Here is a 14,580-nt window from a genome sequence, read left to right as displayed (position 1 = left end):
TCGTCGGCTGGGTCGTCTGCGAGGTCACGGCAGGATGGTGTCGAGGTCCGGCGCCCCGGTCAGCGTGCCGTACTCGGTCGCAGCCTCGCCGAGCGTGGTGGCGGCGTCGCGATCGAACTCGGCCTTGAACGAGGGGAGCACCATCTCGGCGCGCAGCTCCGGACTGATCTCCGTGTAGGTGCCCACGATGTCGCGGACGGCGTCCGGGTTCTCCTGGGCGTACTCGAGCGAGCGGTTCATCGCGGTGGTGAAGCGCTCCACGAGGTCGGCGTCGGCCTCGATGGTCTCCCCGGTGGTGAAGTAGCCGGCGATGTCGAGGTCCGGGCTCACCTCCGCGTAGTTGTACGAGACCACGCGTGCACCGTCGGAGAGGGCCTGCGTGAGGAACGGCTCGAGGATCCAGGCGGCGTCCACCTGATCGTTCTCGAGGGCCGCCGGGGCGTCGGGGAAGGGCACCTCGACGAACTCGATCGACGACTGGTCGCCGCCGTCCTGCTCCACCACGTAGCGAATGGTGGTGTCACCGATGTTGGCGAGGTTGTTCACGGAGACGCGCTTGCCGGCGAGATCGGCAGCCGTCCGGATGTCGGAGTCCGCGGGAACCACGACGGCGCCGAAGTCGGAGGCCGTGTCGCCGGTCGTCGAGGCCCCGTTGGCCACGAAGCGCACGTCGAGGCCCTGACCGGCGGCCACCATGATGGACATGACGTTGCCGAACGCGAAGTCGAAGTCCCCGCTCACGACGCCCGGGACGGCCGCGGCACCGCCGGACGTGGGCTGGAGCTCCAGCTCGATGCCCTCCTCCTCGAAGAAGCCCTGCTCCTGCCCGAGGTAGATGGGTGCGGTGTCCACGATGGGGATGACTCCCACGGTCACGGGGTCCAGCGAGGTATCCCCCCCACCCTCTTCGGCCGCCGTCTCGGTGCCGCCGCTCGGGGATCCGGAGCCGCAGCCGGTGATCAGGAGAAGGATGGCGGATGCCGCGACAGCTGCTCTGGTGCGCATGGGATTCCTCTGTTCATACAATGGGCGGACGCTTCATCGAGTTCGTATGATGAACATTTGTTCTCTAGATAAACTAGAATGGCACACGCAGCAGGTCAAGAGGTGGCCCCGGTCACATTCAGGTCACGTAGCAGCGGCGAGTGGTACGAGTAGGACGCACACCGGACACCGAAGGAGATGCCATGGGATCGGGACAGCAGACCTCGGACGCGGGGGTGGGCACGCAGGAGGAGCTGTCCGCCGAGATCGCCGATCAGCATGCGTCCTACGCCGCTGATCGCGCCGCCGGCGGACCCCCTGAGCTGCAGCCGCGCCTGGACTTCCCGCCCTACCGCAGCAGCCTGCTCCGACACCCCACGAAGGACCCCCACCACGTGGACCCGGAGACGATCGAGCGCGTCTCGCCGGCCTTCGGCCACACCGACGTCTCCCCGCTCGAGGCGGACCTCACCATCGCCCATACGGGTGAGCCGCTCGGTGAGCGCATGACCGTCCAGGGGCGCGTGCTCGATGGCGAGGGCCGCCCGGTGCGCCATCAGCTCGTGGAGGTCTGGCAGGCCAACGCGAGCGGCCGCTACATCCACAAGCGTGACCAGCACCCCGCTCCGCTGGACCCGAACTTCACAGGCACGGGCCGATGCATCACGGACGACGACGGCTGGTACCGCTTCCAGACCGTCAAGCCCGGCGCGTACCCCTGGAAGAACCACCGGAACGCCTGGCGCCCGGCGCACATCCATTTCTCGGTGTTCGGCGACGCCTTCACGCAGCGGATCGTGACGCAGATGTACTTCCCCGGGGATCCGCTCTTCCCGCTCGACCCCATCTACCAGTCGATCGTGGACCAGGACGCCCGCGACCGGCTGGTCGCCACGTACGACCACTCGCTCACGTCCCCCGAATACGCCCTCGGTTATCGTTGGGACATCGTGCTGACGGGTCGCCGTGCCACGTGGACCGAAGCCGAAGGCGGAGACGAATGAGCATGCTTCCCCCGACCCCCGGCCAGACCGTAGGGCCCTTCTTCGGTTACGCGCTCCCGTACGACGACGGCCCCCGCCTCGTGCCGCCCCATGTGTCTGGAGCGGTCCGCCTCCACGGCACGGTGACCGACGGCGCCGGAGCGCCCGTACCCGACGCCGTCGTGGAGATCTGGCAACCCGGGGCCGACGGCGTCCCGCCCACCGCGCGCGGTTCGCTGGCGCGTGACGGCCGGTCCTTCACCGGCTTCGGCCGGTGCCCCACGCGCGACGACGGCACCTTCTCCTTCACGACGCTCGTCCCGGGTGTCGGCCCCGAGGGGCGCGCACCGTTCATCGCCGTCGCCCTCTTCGCACGCGGCCTCATGAACAAGCTCCACACCCGCATCTACCTCCCGCAGCACGGGGCGCTGAACGCCGTGGACCCGTTCCTTGCGAGCCTGACCGTCGAGGAGCGGTCCTCCCTCGTGGCGATCGGGGAGAGGGACGGCACGCTGCGGCACGACCTCCGGCTGCAGGGCGCACGGGAGACGGTCTTCCTTGCCTTCAGCTGACGCCCTGTCCCTGTTCTCGCCCGCGTGGTCCGGCAGCGAGGTGGCCGAGGCCACCACGGACGAGGCCTACCTGCAGGCGATGCTCGATGTCGAGGCGGCCCTCGCCGAGACGCAGGCCGCACTCGGGGTCCTTCCGCCCGCGCACGCCGCTGCCATCCGCTCGTGCGCCGTCGCGTCACGCTTCTCCGTCGCCGATCTCGCATCCCGGGCCCTGGACGGCGGCAACCCGGTGATCCCGCTGGTGATGGACCTGCGCGCGGCAGCCGACGACGTCGCACCCGGTGCGGGAGGCTCGGTGCACGTGGGAGCCACGAGCCAGGACATCATCGACTCGGCGCTGATGCTGATGACGCGCCGCGCGACCGCCGTCGTCCTGACCGACCTGCGGCGAGCTGCCGCCGCAGCGGCGTCCCTCGCCCACGCCCACCGCACCACGCTCATGGCCGGGCGGACGCTGACGCAGCACGCCACCCCGATCACCTTCGGGCTCAAGGCCGCGCGATGGCTCGACGGGCTCACGGAGGCGTCCGCGGACCTGCGGCATGCGCGTCACCGGCTCCCGGTGCAGTTCGGCGGCGCGACCGGCACGCTCGCGGCCTCCACCGCGCGGTCGGGCGAGGAGGTCGCGCTCGCCGTCGTCGACGGGCTGGCCGCGCGGCTCGGCCTTCGTGCCCCCGCACTTCCCTGGCACACGCAGCGCCTTCCGGTGACGCGCGTGGGTGACGCCCTCGCGGGGTGCGCCTCCGTGCTCGGGACGCTGGCCGCGGACGTCTCCTTCCTGTCGCGGACGGAGATCGGCGAGGTGGCCGAAGCCGTGGCCGAGGGCAAGGGCGGATCCTCGGCGATGCCGCAGAAGCGCAATCCTGTGGGGAGCGTGCTCGTGTCCGCAGCCTGCGCACCCGCCGCCGGGTTCGCCGCGGACCTGCACAGGGCGGCCGTCTCGTCAGACGAGCGTCCCGCGGGCGCGTGGCACGTCGAGTGGGCCGCGTTGCGGGACCTGCTGCGCACGGTCGGCGGGGCGGCTGCCCATGCTGCGGCACTCCTCGAAGGGCTGACGGCCGACGCCGGCCGCATGCGGGCGAACCTCGATCTCACGCAGGGGCTGGTGCTGGCCGAGCGGCTGTCGGTCGAACTCGGGCCGGTGATCGGTGCCGCGCACCTCCGCGATCTCGTACGAGCCGCTGGGACCGGCGGCGACCTCCGGGCGTCGCTGCTGGCGCTGCGCCACGAGGCACTACCGGACGGCAGGCTCGATGATGCCGACGTGCAGCGGCTGCTCGACCCCGCCGAATACCTCGGAGCGGCGCAGACGTTCATCCACCGTGCCCTGGCGGCCGATACCGTTGCCCCCTCGCAGGACGGAATCTCATGACGGCCCAGAAGGCACCCCTGATCCTCGGCCCGTCCCTCGGGACGAGCTCCCGTGTGTGGAGTGCGGTTCAGTCGCTCCTCGCGCCCGAGCGGCGCGTGCTTCCCCTGGACTTCCCCGGTCACGGCGGCGGCGGTCCGCGCACTGCCCCGTTCTCGGTGCAGGATCTCGCGGACGACGTCGTCGCTGCCGCTGACGACTCGGGGATCGGTCGCTTCCACTACGCGGGGATCTCCCTGGGCGGGGCGGTGGGGCTCGCCCTCGCGTTGCATTACCCGGAACGTCTGTATTCCGTATCGGTTATATGCTCCGCGGGACGTATAGGGTCGGCGGAGGCGTGGCGTGAGCGTGCCGCTACCGTCCGCGCGCAAGGCACGCCCGTGCTCGTCGGTGCCTCGGCGGGACGCTGGTTCGCGCCCGGCTTCATCGCCTCGCTTCCGGAGGTGGTGTCGGCCCTGCTGCATGACCTGTCCGATGCCGACGACGCGTCCTACGCTTTGCTGTGCGAGGCACTCGCCGAGTTCGACGTCCTCGACGATCTGGCCGGCGTCACCGTTCCTGCGCTGATCCTCGCAGGGGAGCACGACGGCGTGGTGACGCCCGACCACGCGCGCGCCACCGCCGAGCTCATCCCCGGGTCCTCGTTCGACGTCGTCGAAGGGGCCGGACACCTCGCGCCCGCGGAGAAGCCGGAGTCCGTGGCCGCCGCACTGCGAGCTTTCATGGGAGGAATCGGATGAACATCGGTGAGGGGAGGTCCGCGGAGGATTCCGAGCGCTACGACGCCGGAATGGTGGTGCGGCGCGAGGTCCTCGGCGCCGAACACGTGGACCGCGCGACGGCGAAGGCTGATGAGTTCACCGCCGAGTTCCAGGACATGATCACGCGCACGGCGTGGGGCGAGATCTGGACGCGTCCGGGGCTGGACCGCCGCATGCGCAGTGCGGTCACCCTCACCGCGTTGATCGCGCACGGCCACTGGGACGAGTTCGCGATGCACGTGCGGGCGGCCCTGCGCAACGGGGTCACGCCGGACGAACTCAAGGAGATCCTGCTGCAGTGCGCCGTCTACTGCGGCGTACCTGCTGCCAACTCCGCTTTCACGGTCGCGCAGCCGATCATCGCCGAGCATCGCGCGGCCGGGTAACGCTTCTCCCCGCCCGGCGGTCAACCGGTAGCGCGGTCCTCTTCATCCACTGCATTGTCGGATGCATCGTCCGCAGCCGCCCCGTCCCCTGAGCCCAGGGCGGTCGCTTCCCGGAGGGCTTGCCGGCGGTCGAGCTCGTCGCGGAGGTCGTGGTGCTCGCCCTCGGTCTCAGCGTCCACCTCGCCATCGCGGATGTACTGCGTGTCCCGCGCCCTGTGATTCCTGCTGTTGAGGATGTCGAGATCGTCCCGGTCGACCGACGTCAGATCCTCCGGGAAGTCCTTCTCGGGGTCGAGCCTGCTGCTGTCGGTCACGGGGTACCTCACTCTTGGGTTGCATCCGGGTGTGCCTTCGATCCGCGGCTGACGATACCGGAGGGTCCGAGCGATCACGGAGTGCGGATGGGACACTGCGTTGGTGATTGCCACCCTCGACCTACCACTCGTGCTCACGTGTACTGGCGGGAGGTTCGAGCTGAGAAGAGCGCGTCCGGAGGATATATGGACGCTGATGCTGCTGCTCGCGGACGACCCCGTGAGCGCCGAGCGCGGCGACCGGGCGGGCAACGTCGATCTCCGGGCATGTGCATCGGCGCTGACGGCGATCAGCGCGGATCCGTCCAACGACGTGCTCGTGATCGTCGGCGAGACGGACGTACCTCTAGCAATGATGCAACTCACGCGCATTCCCGGTCTGGCCCGTCGTGGAACCACGCGGCTTCTGGTCGAGGCGGTCCGGGTCGGGGCCGGCAACAGATCGGCCGGTATCGGTTCGGCGATGATGCGGTGGGTCCTCGACCTTGCGGCGCCCTCCCTCGAGGTCACTCTGGTGCAGTTGACGTCCGATGAGGTGAGGACGGACGCCCACCGGTTCTACGAGCGGCTCGGGTTCATCGGCTCCCATCGAGGATTCGAATACCACGTCGGATGAGCGCGGTGGTTCGTTCCCTACAATCGAGCATCGAGCATCGAGTTCGACGATTCGGCGCTTTTCCTCGTGCGTCAGGTCCGACAGGGCGAGGACCTCCTGAAGCACGGCGGACTTCCCTGCACCGATGCGACCATCCGCTCCACGCACGCGGCCCGGTGGGCCGAGACGGAGGACTTCACGCTCCTCCTCCTCGCGGACGCCTACCCCGACTCCGCGGTCATTGCTGACGACGCCGCACTCCTGCTGGCGGTCGTCGACGGCATCGCCGTAGCCAGGGCTGCGGAACAGAACCGCCGCATGACGCCCGCACGAGCGCTCCTGCTCATCGAGACAGTCCTGGACGGCTCGGCGGGTCGCTCGTAGTTCGCGTCGATGCGTCGTGTGACTGCCGGCGGAACTGCCGAGGTTCGGCAGGGTCGACGTCGCGCAGGGCGAGTCAGTTGCTCACTTCCTGGCCGGTCAGCGGAGCACCAATGCCAGACCGAGCATGGCGAGGGCGAGGATCGGGAAGAGCCACGTGGTGACGAGGGTGAGGGACCTCGCGCCCTTCTCGGTGCTCTCCGTGGTCGCCGAGCTGGGGTCGACGATATTTACGTCGTCGGTTGAAGGGGTCCGGACCGTCCTGGTGATGGACAGTGTCACCATGACGAGGGCGGAGCCCACGAGCCAGGGGAGCGGTTCGGTCACCAACCAGGCGTCTGCACGGGACTCCGGCACGGTGACGGCTGAAAGAACTCCCGCAGCCCCACCGATACAACTGATCACGATGCAGACCCACAGATGGCGGACTATGGCATCGAGATAGAGCGGCAGGAGAGCGATGAGGGCCACGGGCGCGGCGAGGAAAGCCAACTGCGCCGCCGACACCAGCATCGGCTCGGCGCGTGTCCAGGGGACCACGGCCTGGTTGAACAGCAGGAAGGCCAGGAGCGAGAGGGTCACGGGCACGAGCGCCTCCCGCACCCACGCACGTTCCGGGGCGGCGGGGAGCTCCAGCGCCTCAGCATAGTCACGAGCGGTACCGAAGGTCTCCTCGGCGCCCTGACCCGTGTCCCCGAGCAGTTCCTTCGCACTCGCGACGGTGTCCCCGATGGCGCTTCCATGCACCTGTCGAAGCCGGAGTTCCATGACGAGCTGGTCAAACCATCGCTGATCGCTGGTTCGCTGGATCATGTCGGGTCCTTCTCGGTAGGTCGGTCGAGGTAGCGGACAGTGGTGTCGGAGAAGCGCACCCACCGGGCGCTGAGGCGGGATAATTCAGCGCGGCCATGTGCGGTCAGGGCGAAGTACTTGCGGCCGGGGCCGCCGTCGCCCGCCCGCCATTCGGTCGTGACGAGGCCCGCCGATTCGTATCGGGTCAACAACGGGTACAAGGTTCCACCCTTGATCGTGCCGAGCCCGGAGCGCTCCAACTCGGTGATGATCGCGTACCCGTAGGAGGGGCCGGCAGCGAGCGCACGGAGGCAGAGGAAGCCCAGAGTGGCTCTGAGCCAATCGCTCGGCCACTCGGTACTCACTGCGGCCCCGGAGCTCTCCGTCATGGCGTCCATAACTAGATTGTCTCTCTAAGTAGTTAGCCTGTAAAGACCCGAGCTCATTCGGCGGGCGGTCCGGCCCAACCCACCCGTCGACGCAGTCGGCACACGAGGAGGACAGCATGGACCAGGACAACACGGACACAGCGGATCGCGATCACGACCTCGTCATCTACGGCGCCACCGGCTTCGTGGGCAGGCTGATCGCCGCCTACGTGGCGGAGCACGCGCCGGCGGGCCTGCGTGTCGGCCTCGCAGGGCGATCGGCGGCGAAACTGGCGGAGACCCGGTCCGGGCTTCCTCCCGCAGCGCACGCGTGGCCCCTCCTCGAGGCCGATTCCACGGACGCGGACTCCACGGCAGCGCTGGCGGGGCGTACACGGGTGCTCTTCACCACCGTGGGCCCCTACATGAAGTACGGCCTACCCGTCGTCGAGGCCTGCGCGCGCGCCGGAACCCACTACGGCGACCTCACGGGTGAGGTGTCCTTCGTCCGCGAGGCCATCGACCGCTACGACGCCCTCGCGACGGCGAGCGGCGCCAGGATCGTCCACTCGTGCGGTTACGACTCGGTGCCCTCCGACCTCGCCGTGCTGATGCTCCACCGGGCAGCGGAGGCCGACGGCGCGGGCGGTCTGACCGACGTCCAACTGGTCGCGACGGCCAAGGGCGGTGTCAGCGGGGGCACGATCGACTCCATGCGCGGACACCTCGACGGCGTGCGATTGAGCCCTGCGCTCCGCGCGCTCGCGGAGGACGCGCACTCCCTCAGCCCGGACCGGGGGCGCGAGCCCGGCGCGCATCAGCCACCTGACGCCGGCCCGGTGCAGCAGGCGGAGAACGGCCTGTGGACCGCACCCTTCGTCATGGCGCCCTACAACACGCGGATCGTCCGGCGCAGCAATGCGCTCCAGGGGTGGGCCTACGGGCGCTCGTTCGAGTACGGCGAGGTCTCCGGGACGGCGCGCGGAGCGGCGGGAGCGGCCATCGCCCGCGGAACCGCGGTCGGCATGCGCGCCTTCATGCGTGCCATGGCGTTCCCGCCCACCCGGGCGGTCCTCGATCGCGTGCTCCCCGCACCGGGACGAGGCCCCAGCGTGGCTACGCAGCAGAGCGGCTGGTTCCGCTCCGAGGTCACCGCCCGCACCGAGCGCGGCGCCCGGTACCGCGCGGTGGCAGCGGGACCGGGTGACCCCGGGTATGCGGCCACCGCGGTCATGGCGGGCGAGTCGGCGCTCGCTCTCACGCTCGACGGCGACCGGTTGCCCCCGGTCAGCGGGTCACTGACCCCCGCATCGGCCCTCGGCAACGTGCTCGTCGAGCGGCTGCGGGCAGCCGGACACACCTACGAGGTCACCCGGCTCGACTGACGGAAGCGGCTACACCCCGGGTACGACGTCGACGCTCGGAACCCGGGGTCTCTGGACAGTCCAGAGCCCCTGCCACGACGTGTTGCAGCGCGACAGGCGCCGAGCGGCATCGAAGCCCCCGAGTCCGGCGGGTTGCAGGTCAGCGCAGCAGCGGCACGTCCAGCCTCGCCTCGAGCTCCTCGAACGTGGTGCCGAAAACGTCGCGGACCCGCACGCCGTCGGGCGTCAGCAGGAACACCGCCTCGCTGGTGTAGATGCGCGTCACGCACCCGATCCCGGTGAGCGGGTAGGAGCACGCGGGCACGAGCTTCGGAGCGCCACTGCGATCGAAGAGACCCATCATCACGTAGACCTCGCGCGCGCCGGTGGCGAGGTCCATGGCGCCGCCCACGGCCGGGATGGCGTCCGGGGCGCCGGTGTGCCAGTTCGCGAGGTCTCCGCCGGCGGACACCTGGAAGGCGCCCAGCACACAGACGTCGAGGTGACCGCCGCGCATCATGGCGAAGGAGTCCGCGTGGTGGAAGTAGGCGGCGCCGGGCAGCTCGGTGACGGGAACCTTGCCGGCGTTGATGAGGTCCTCGTCGATGTCCGCACCGTGCGCTTCGGGGCCCATTCCGAGCATGCCGTTCTCGGTGTGCAGGGTGACGTGCTGCTCCGGTTCCAGGTAGTTCGCCACGAGAGTGGGCTGGCCGATGCCCAGGTTCACGAAGCTGCCGGTCGCGATGTCACCGGCGACCAGCTGCGCCAGCGCCTCGCGCGTCAGGCCGCCGCTCATCGGGTGCGCTCCTGTGCGGGCGCCCGGACGTCGGACGGGTGGAAGCCCGGCCCGGCGTCGGACGCGGACGGGTGGGAACCGACGACGACGGCGGCGACGGGCGCGCCGATCGACGGCCCGGGCACGGGGGCGGCCGGGATGCGCACCATGGTGTCGACGAAGATGCCGGGCGTCACCACGTGCTCGGGATCGAGCAGGCCGACGTCCACGACGTCCTCCACCTGGACCACGGTGCGGCGCGCGGCCGTGGCCATGACCGGCCCGAAGTTCCGGGCGGTCTTCCGGTACACGAGGTTCCCGGCGCGGTCAGCGCGGTGGGCCTTGATGAGCGCCACGTCCGCGTGCAGCGGGTACTCCATGACGTAGCCGCGGCCGTCGATCACGCGTGACTCCTTGCCCTCGGCGAGCGGGGTGCCGTAGCCGGTGGGCGTCAGGAAGCCGCCGATACCGGCTCCGGCGGCGCGGATCCGTTCCGCGAGGTTGCCCTGCGGCACGAGCTCCAGCTCCACCGTGCCGGCGCGGTAGGCACGGTCGAAGTGCCACGAGTCGCTCTGCCGCGGGAAGGAGCAGATGATCTTCCGCACGCGTTCCTCCCGGATGAGGAGGGCGAGGCCGGCGTCGCCCTGGCCCGCGTTGTTGTTCACGATGGTGAGGTCCGTGGCGCCGCACGCGAGCAGCGCGTCGATGAGCTCCATCGGCTGGCCGGCATTCCCGAACCCGCCGATCATCACCGTGGAACCGTCCGCGGTCCCGGCGACGGCGTCCGCTGCCGTTCCAATGATCAGCACCATGCCGCTACCTCCCCGTGTTCTCGAGCACGACGGCGAGGCCCTGGCCCACGCCGATGCAGATGGCCGCCACGCCCCACTGGACGCCGCCGCCGCGCATGCGCTCGGCGAGGGTGCCGAGGATCCGCACGCCCGAGGCGCCGAGGGGATGACCGATCGCGACCGCTCCGCCCCAGGCGTTCACGATCGCCGGGTCCACGCCCCAGGCATCCGTGCAGGCAATGGACTGCGCGGAGAAGGCCTCGTTGAGTTCGACGGCGCCGACCTCGTCCCAGCCGATCCCTGCGCGTGAGAGTGCTTGGTTCGCGGCCTCGACCGGCGCGAAGCCGAAGAACCGCGGATCGAGCGCGTGCGCTCCACGTCCCGCGATGCGCATGCCCGGGGTGAGCCCGGCGCGGGAGCCGGCCTCGGCGGACCCGATGAACGCCGCGGAGGCGCCGTCGTTCAGGGGTGAGGCGTTCCCGGCGGTGATCGTGCCACCGTCCTCGGTGTCACTCGCGGGCCGGAAGACGGGTGTGAGGCCCGCGAGCTTCCCGGGCGTGGAACCGGGGCGGATGCTCTCGTCACGGGTCAGGTCGACGCCGGGGACCTCGGTGACGAGGGAGGCGTACCGGCCCTCGTCCCACGCGGCAACGGAGCGCCGGTGCGAATCCGCGGCGAACGCGTCCTGGCGCTCACGGGAGATGCCGTGCCGCTGCCGCAACTGCTCGGTCGCCTCGCCGAGCGACGCCGTCCACGCCTCGGGCATGGCCGGGTTCACCAGGCGCCAGCCGAGCGTGGTGGAGACCATGGCCGTGTTCTGCGTGGGGTACGCGCGCTCCGGCTTCGGGACCACCCAGGGCGCTCGGCTCATGGACTCGACGCCACCCACGAGCACCAGCTCGGCGTCGCCCACCGCGACCTGGCGGGAGGCGATCATCGCGGCATCGAGGCTGGAGCCGCACAGCCGGTTCACCGTGGTGCCGGGCACCGAGACGGGGAGCCCGGCGAGCAGGCCGGCCATGCGTGCCACGTTCCGGTTCTCCTCGCCGGCGCCGTTGGCGTTGCCGAACACGACGTCGTCGATCGCGGCCGGGTCCACGCCGGGGTTGCGCTCGAGGAGGGCCCGGATGACGTGCGCGGCGAGATCATCGGGGCGCACGGAGGCCAGCGCGCCGCCGAGCTTCCCGAAGGGCGTGCGGACGGCGTCGAACAGGAACGCCTCGGTCATGCCCGGCTCCCGCCGAGCCCCATGTCGAGGCCCGTGTAGTACTCGGAGACGTGCGCCATGCCGTTGGGCGAGCGCACCAGGTGGCTGAGCTGGCCGAGCTGCACCTGGTAGTCGAACTCGTCGGCCTCGGTGGGCGCACCCGGCGTGCTGGAGAAGCGGTGCAGCATGCGGGTCATCCAGGTGGAGAAGTGCTGGATCTCCCAGATTCGCTGCACGGCCTTCTCGGAATAGGTCTCGAGGCCGGTGGAGGAGTGATGGAGGAAGTGGTCCTGCAGGGCGGTGCTCAGCATCGCGACGTCCCAGACGGCGAGGTTGAGGCCCTTGGCCCCGGTGGGCGGGACGATGTGCGCGGCATCCCCCACGAGGAACAGCTGCCCGTGGCGCATGGTCGAGCTCACGAAGCTGCGCATGGGCGTGATGCCCTTGTCGAAGATCTCGCCGTGTGCGAGGCTCCAGCCCGGGGTGGCGAGCCGCTCGTCCAGTTCCGCCCAGATGCGGTCGTCGGACCAGTTGTCGATCGAGTCCGCGGGGTCCACCTGCAGGTAGAGCCGGCTCACGCTCTCGGACCGCATGCTGTGCATCGCGAAGCCCTTCTCGTGGAGGGCGTAGATCAGCTCGTCCGTGGAGGGGGCCACGTTCGCGAGGATGCCGAGCCAGCCGAAGGGGTAGTCGCGCTGGTAGGTGGTGAGGTGCGTGGAGGGGATGCTCGGGCGGCACACTCCGTGGAAGCCGTCCGCGCCGACGATCACGTCGCACTCGAGGCGGTGCTCGCCGCCGTCGTGCGTGTAGGTGATGGACGGGCGGTCCGACTCGAGGTCGTGGACGGCGACGTCCGTGGCCTCGTACAGGGCGGGCGTACCGGCGGCGTCGAGGCTGGCCACGAGGTCCTTCACCACTTCCTGCTGGCCGTACACCCATACGCTGCGGCCGATCAGGTCGGTGAAGGGCACGCGGTGCCGCTCCTGCCCGTACTGCAGGTAGATGCCGTGGTGCTTCAGGCCCTCGCTGTGCAGGCGGTCGCCGAGGCCCGCCTCGGTGAGGAACTCCACGGTGCCCTGCTCCAGGACGCCGGCGCGGATGCGGTCCAGGGTGTACTGGCGGTCGCGTTGCTCGAGCAGCACGTTGTCGATGCCCGCGCGGTGCAGCAGGTGCGACATCAGGAGACCGGCGGGTCCGGCCCCGATGATGCCCACCTGCGTGGAGCGTGTCCGTCCGTCGCCTGTTCCCGTCGCCATCGACCCACCGTCCCGTTGCCTACCGCGTGTTTGTTCACCAGTAGAACATCTGTTCCTCTGGCGTACAAGTGGGGTGGGCCTCGTGACTAGGATGCTGGGATGAGCGTGGAGCAGGAGACCCCCGACCCCAGCGGCCAGTACGTCCAGTCGCTGGCGCGCGGCCTCTCCGTGATCCGCTGCTTCGACAGCGAGCATCCGCAGATGACGCTCAGCGAGGTGGCGCGTGAGACGGGCCTGACGCGCGCCACGGCCCGCCGCTTCCTCCTGACCCTCGTCGAGATCGGCTACGTGCGTACCGATGGCCGGCAGTTCGCGCTGACGGCGCGTGTCCTCGAGCTCGGCTACAGCTACCTCTCCGGCCTCTCGTTGCCCGAGATCGCCCAGCCGCACCTGGAGGAGCTCTCCGCCGAGCTGCGCGAGTCGACCTCCGCCTCCGTCCTCGACGGGCATGACGTCGTCTACGTGGCCCGCGTGCCCACGCGCCGCATCATGAGCGTGGGGATCAACCTCGGCACCCGGTTCCCGGCGTACGCCACCTCGATGGGGCGCGTACTTCTGGCGGACGTAGACCGCGGGACGCTCGACGAGTACCTCGCGACGGCGGACCTCCGCCCGCTCACGGCGAACACGGTGCACGAACCCGAGGCGCTGCGGCAGATCATCGCCCGCGCGGGCCGTGACGGCTACGCGTCGGTGTCCGAGGAGCTCGAGGTGGGGCTCCGCTCCATCGCCGTGCCGGTGCGTGACCGGGACGGGCGCGTCATCGCCGCCATCAACGTGTCCACGCAGGCTTCCGGAAGTGAGGACGTCGTCGCGATCTACGAGCCTCCACTCAGCCGCGCGGCTGCCGCGATCGAGCGTGACATCGCCGCCGCGAAGCCCATCACGGCGCTGATGCTGCGCCCCTGAGGGTGGAGGAGAAAGCTCTCGGGGCCATCGGATCCCGGCTCCGAGCGTGAGGCGATCTCCTAGGTCCTCACTGAGATCGGGATGGTTGCGAGAGCATGTGCCGCAACCCGCGCGAGGACCTCGAGCGCGATGCCGTTGCGGTGCAGGAGCGACAGCGAGTGAATGGTGCCTGCGAGGAAAGCGGCAAGTGCCTCAGGGTCGGCGCTCTCGTCGAGGCGGCCGCTCCGGCGGTCTGCGTGAAGTGCGGCGGTGATGGTGCTGATCTGGGTGCGGAGCAAATCGGAGACCACGGCTTGGGAGCGTATACCCAGTGACGGCAGGTCGGAGGTGCTCTGGGCGATCAGGCAGCCCGCGGGCAGCCCGGTGTCGGACATCCGGGTGAGGGCTGCGTCGAAGGTGGCGCGCAGGGCCTGGGCCGAGTTGTCGGCGTGGATGCGGAACGCCTCGCGGACCGGGGGGCCGTACCGGTCGACGTAGGAGTCGAGGGCGAGAAGGAAGAGGTCTTCCTTCTCCCCGAAGGTGCTGTACATGCTGGCCCGTCCTATGCCCGTCGCCGCTTCGAGATCCTGCACCGACGTGCCGCGGTAGCCCTGGGTCCAGAACACCCGCAGTGCCGCCTCGAGGGCGACCTGAGGGTCGAACTGCTTGCGGCCGGCCATGTCCTCCCCGTTCATCTTGGAATAATCAGTCTAACGCTCTCCCGCACCGATTCCTCCCTGGACAGACTCTGTGACCCATGTTGAAACGATTGGTCAAAGATGCAACGCTGGTGG

Annotated in this window: 18 protein-coding genes; 9 read left to right on the top strand and 9 right to left on the bottom strand. The window is 70.0% G+C overall.

The window, feature by feature from the left end; genetic code table 11:
- Positions 1-24 precede the first annotated feature (24 nt).
- Positions 25-1,005, bottom strand: a complete 981-nt coding sequence (locus AC4D16_RS12400) for an ABC transporter substrate-binding protein (protein WP_490955232.1) — start codon at positions 1,003-1,005, stop codon at positions 25-27.
- A 182-nt stretch (positions 1,006-1,187) separates the two neighbouring features.
- On the opposite strand from AC4D16_RS12400, the gene pcaH reads away from it, so the two are divergent.
- The 5 genes from pcaH to pcaC are packed head-to-tail and all read left to right on the top strand — an operon-like array spanning position 1,188 to position 5,055.
- Positions 1,188-1,988 carry a protocatechuate 3,4-dioxygenase subunit beta gene (gene pcaH, locus AC4D16_RS12395; RefSeq protein WP_490949918.1) on the top strand — a complete coding sequence of 267 codons (801 nt, stop codon included), beginning with the start codon at positions 1,188-1,190 and terminating at the stop codon, positions 1,986-1,988.
- Complete coding sequence (gene pcaG / locus AC4D16_RS12390) at positions 1,985-2,539, top strand: protocatechuate 3,4-dioxygenase subunit alpha (RefSeq protein ID WP_490955231.1); 555 nt, start codon at positions 1,985-1,987, stop codon at positions 2,537-2,539. Before pcaH ends, pcaG begins: the two co-directional genes overlap by 4 nt.
- The gene (locus tag AC4D16_RS12385; RefSeq protein WP_490955230.1) at positions 2,526-3,911 is read left to right on the top strand and encodes a lyase family protein; all 1,386 of its coding nucleotides are present in this window, start codon (positions 2,526-2,528) and stop codon (positions 3,909-3,911) included. The genes pcaG and AC4D16_RS12385 overlap by 14 nt, the downstream gene beginning before the upstream one ends.
- Complete coding sequence (locus tag AC4D16_RS12380; protein ID WP_490955229.1) at positions 3,908-4,648, top strand: alpha/beta fold hydrolase; 741 nt, start codon at positions 3,908-3,910, stop codon at positions 4,646-4,648. Before AC4D16_RS12385 ends, AC4D16_RS12380 begins: the two co-directional genes overlap by 4 nt.
- Positions 4,645-5,055, top strand: coding sequence for a 4-carboxymuconolactone decarboxylase (gene pcaC, locus AC4D16_RS12375; protein ID WP_490949922.1), 411 nt, complete (start codon positions 4,645-4,647; stop codon positions 5,053-5,055). The genes AC4D16_RS12380 and pcaC overlap by 4 nt, the downstream gene beginning before the upstream one ends.
- Before the next feature lie 20 nt (positions 5,056-5,075).
- Here pcaC and AC4D16_RS12370 read toward each other — a convergent pair whose 3' ends face one another.
- Positions 5,076-5,369 carry a hypothetical protein gene (locus AC4D16_RS12370; protein WP_490949923.1) on the bottom strand — a complete coding sequence of 98 codons (294 nt, stop codon included), beginning with the start codon at positions 5,367-5,369 and terminating at the stop codon, positions 5,076-5,078.
- 196 nt (positions 5,370-5,565) lie between these two features.
- Here AC4D16_RS12370 and AC4D16_RS12365 point away from each other — a divergent pair, with 196 nt between their 5' ends.
- Both AC4D16_RS12365 and AC4D16_RS12360 read left to right on the top strand, forming a co-directional pair.
- The gene (locus AC4D16_RS12365) at positions 5,566-5,985 is read left to right on the top strand and encodes a GNAT family N-acetyltransferase (protein WP_490955228.1); all 420 of its coding nucleotides are present in this window, start codon (positions 5,566-5,568) and stop codon (positions 5,983-5,985) included.
- Between the two features lie 66 nt (positions 5,986-6,051).
- On the top strand, positions 6,052-6,348 hold the full coding sequence (locus AC4D16_RS12360; RefSeq protein ID WP_490955227.1) for a hypothetical protein: 297 nt from the start codon (positions 6,052-6,054) through the stop codon (positions 6,346-6,348).
- Between the two features lie 96 nt (positions 6,349-6,444).
- Here AC4D16_RS12360 and AC4D16_RS12355 read toward each other — a convergent pair whose 3' ends face one another.
- Positions 6,445-7,158: a hypothetical protein gene (locus AC4D16_RS12355; RefSeq protein WP_490955226.1), complete on the bottom strand. Its 714-nt coding sequence runs from the start codon at positions 7,156-7,158 to the stop codon at positions 6,445-6,447.
- Positions 7,155-7,535, bottom strand: coding sequence for a PadR family transcriptional regulator (locus AC4D16_RS12350; RefSeq protein ID WP_490949927.1), 381 nt, complete (start codon positions 7,533-7,535; stop codon positions 7,155-7,157). Before AC4D16_RS12350 ends, AC4D16_RS12355 begins: the two co-directional genes overlap by 4 nt.
- A 107-nt stretch (positions 7,536-7,642) precedes the next feature.
- Here AC4D16_RS12350 and AC4D16_RS12345 point away from each other — a divergent pair, with 107 nt between their 5' ends.
- Entirely contained in the window at positions 7,643-8,890 is a 1,248-nt protein-coding gene (locus AC4D16_RS12345; RefSeq protein ID WP_490955225.1) for a saccharopine dehydrogenase family protein, read from the top strand.
- Positions 8,891-9,029: 139 nt separating this feature from the next.
- On the opposite strand, the gene AC4D16_RS12340 is transcribed toward AC4D16_RS12345, so the two are convergent.
- From AC4D16_RS12340 to AC4D16_RS12325, 4 genes are read right to left on the bottom strand one after another with little or no spacing between them, the layout of a single operon-like run.
- The gene (locus tag AC4D16_RS12340) at positions 9,030-9,665 is read right to left on the bottom strand and encodes a 3-oxoacid CoA-transferase subunit B (protein ID WP_490949929.1); all 636 of its coding nucleotides are present in this window, start codon (positions 9,663-9,665) and stop codon (positions 9,030-9,032) included.
- Positions 9,662-10,456, bottom strand: coding sequence for a 3-oxoacid CoA-transferase subunit A (locus tag AC4D16_RS12335; RefSeq protein WP_490955224.1), 795 nt, complete (start codon positions 10,454-10,456; stop codon positions 9,662-9,664). Before AC4D16_RS12335 ends, AC4D16_RS12340 begins: the two co-directional genes overlap by 4 nt.
- 4 nt (positions 10,457-10,460) lie before the next feature.
- Complete coding sequence (locus tag AC4D16_RS12330) at positions 10,461-11,663, bottom strand: thiolase family protein (RefSeq protein ID WP_490955223.1); 1,203 nt, start codon at positions 11,661-11,663, stop codon at positions 10,461-10,463.
- The gene (locus AC4D16_RS12325) at positions 11,660-12,898 is read right to left on the bottom strand and encodes a 4-hydroxybenzoate 3-monooxygenase (protein ID WP_490949932.1); all 1,239 of its coding nucleotides are present in this window, start codon (positions 12,896-12,898) and stop codon (positions 11,660-11,662) included. The genes AC4D16_RS12330 and AC4D16_RS12325 overlap by 4 nt, the downstream gene beginning before the upstream one ends.
- Before the next feature lie 99 nt (positions 12,899-12,997).
- Here AC4D16_RS12325 and AC4D16_RS12320 point away from each other — a divergent pair, with 99 nt between their 5' ends.
- Positions 12,998-13,807, top strand: a complete 810-nt coding sequence (locus tag AC4D16_RS12320) for an IclR family transcriptional regulator domain-containing protein (RefSeq protein WP_490949933.1) — start codon at positions 12,998-13,000, stop codon at positions 13,805-13,807.
- A 59-nt stretch (positions 13,808-13,866) separates the two neighbouring features.
- Here the strand turns inward: AC4D16_RS12320 and AC4D16_RS12315 are convergent, their stop codons facing one another.
- Complete coding sequence (locus AC4D16_RS12315) at positions 13,867-14,481, bottom strand: TetR/AcrR family transcriptional regulator (RefSeq protein WP_490949934.1); 615 nt, start codon at positions 14,479-14,481, stop codon at positions 13,867-13,869.
- Positions 14,482-14,580: the final 99 nt, after the last annotated feature.

Source organism: Arthrobacter sp. TJ-236, from assembly GCF_058269235.1.
This window is presented reverse-complemented; position numbering and strand designations above follow the sequence as displayed.

Bases quoted from the DNA above. Each gene is read 5' to 3' on its own strand.
- pcaH (WP_490949918.1), top strand. From the start codon at position 1,188: ATGGGATCGGGACAGCAGACCTCGGACGCGGGGGTGGGCACGCAGGAG.
- AC4D16_RS12380 (WP_490955229.1), top strand. From the start codon at position 3,908: ATGACGGCCCAGAAGGCACCCCTGATCCTCGGCCCGTCCCTCGGGACG.
- AC4D16_RS12330 (WP_490955223.1), bottom strand. From the start codon at position 11,663: ATGACCGAGGCGTTCCTGTTCGACGCCGTCCGCACGCCCTTCGGGAAG.
- AC4D16_RS12345 (WP_490955225.1), top strand. From the start codon at position 7,643: ATGGACCAGGACAACACGGACACAGCGGATCGCGATCACGACCTCGTC.
- AC4D16_RS12325 (WP_490949932.1), bottom strand. From the start codon at position 12,898: ATGGCGACGGGAACAGGCGACGGACGGACACGCTCCACGCAGGTGGGC.
- pcaC (WP_490949922.1), top strand. From the start codon at position 4,645: ATGAACATCGGTGAGGGGAGGTCCGCGGAGGATTCCGAGCGCTACGAC.
- AC4D16_RS12365 (WP_490955228.1), top strand. From the start codon at position 5,566: ATGCTGCTGCTCGCGGACGACCCCGTGAGCGCCGAGCGCGGCGACCGG.
- pcaG (WP_490955231.1), top strand. From the start codon at position 1,985: ATGAGCATGCTTCCCCCGACCCCCGGCCAGACCGTAGGGCCCTTCTTC.
- AC4D16_RS12315 (WP_490949934.1), bottom strand. From the start codon at position 14,481: ATGAACGGGGAGGACATGGCCGGCCGCAAGCAGTTCGACCCTCAGGTC.
- AC4D16_RS12400 (WP_490955232.1), bottom strand. From the start codon at position 1,005: ATGCGCACCAGAGCAGCTGTCGCGGCATCCGCCATCCTTCTCCTGATC.
- AC4D16_RS12355 (WP_490955226.1), bottom strand. From the start codon at position 7,158: ATGATCCAGCGAACCAGCGATCAGCGATGGTTTGACCAGCTCGTCATG.
- AC4D16_RS12335 (WP_490955224.1), bottom strand. From the start codon at position 10,456: ATGGTGCTGATCATTGGAACGGCAGCGGACGCCGTCGCCGGGACCGCG.
- AC4D16_RS12320 (WP_490949933.1), top strand. From the start codon at position 12,998: ATGAGCGTGGAGCAGGAGACCCCCGACCCCAGCGGCCAGTACGTCCAG.
- AC4D16_RS12340 (WP_490949929.1), bottom strand. From the start codon at position 9,665: ATGAGCGGCGGCCTGACGCGCGAGGCGCTGGCGCAGCTGGTCGCCGGT.
- AC4D16_RS12350 (WP_490949927.1), bottom strand. From the start codon at position 7,535: ATGGACGCCATGACGGAGAGCTCCGGGGCCGCAGTGAGTACCGAGTGG.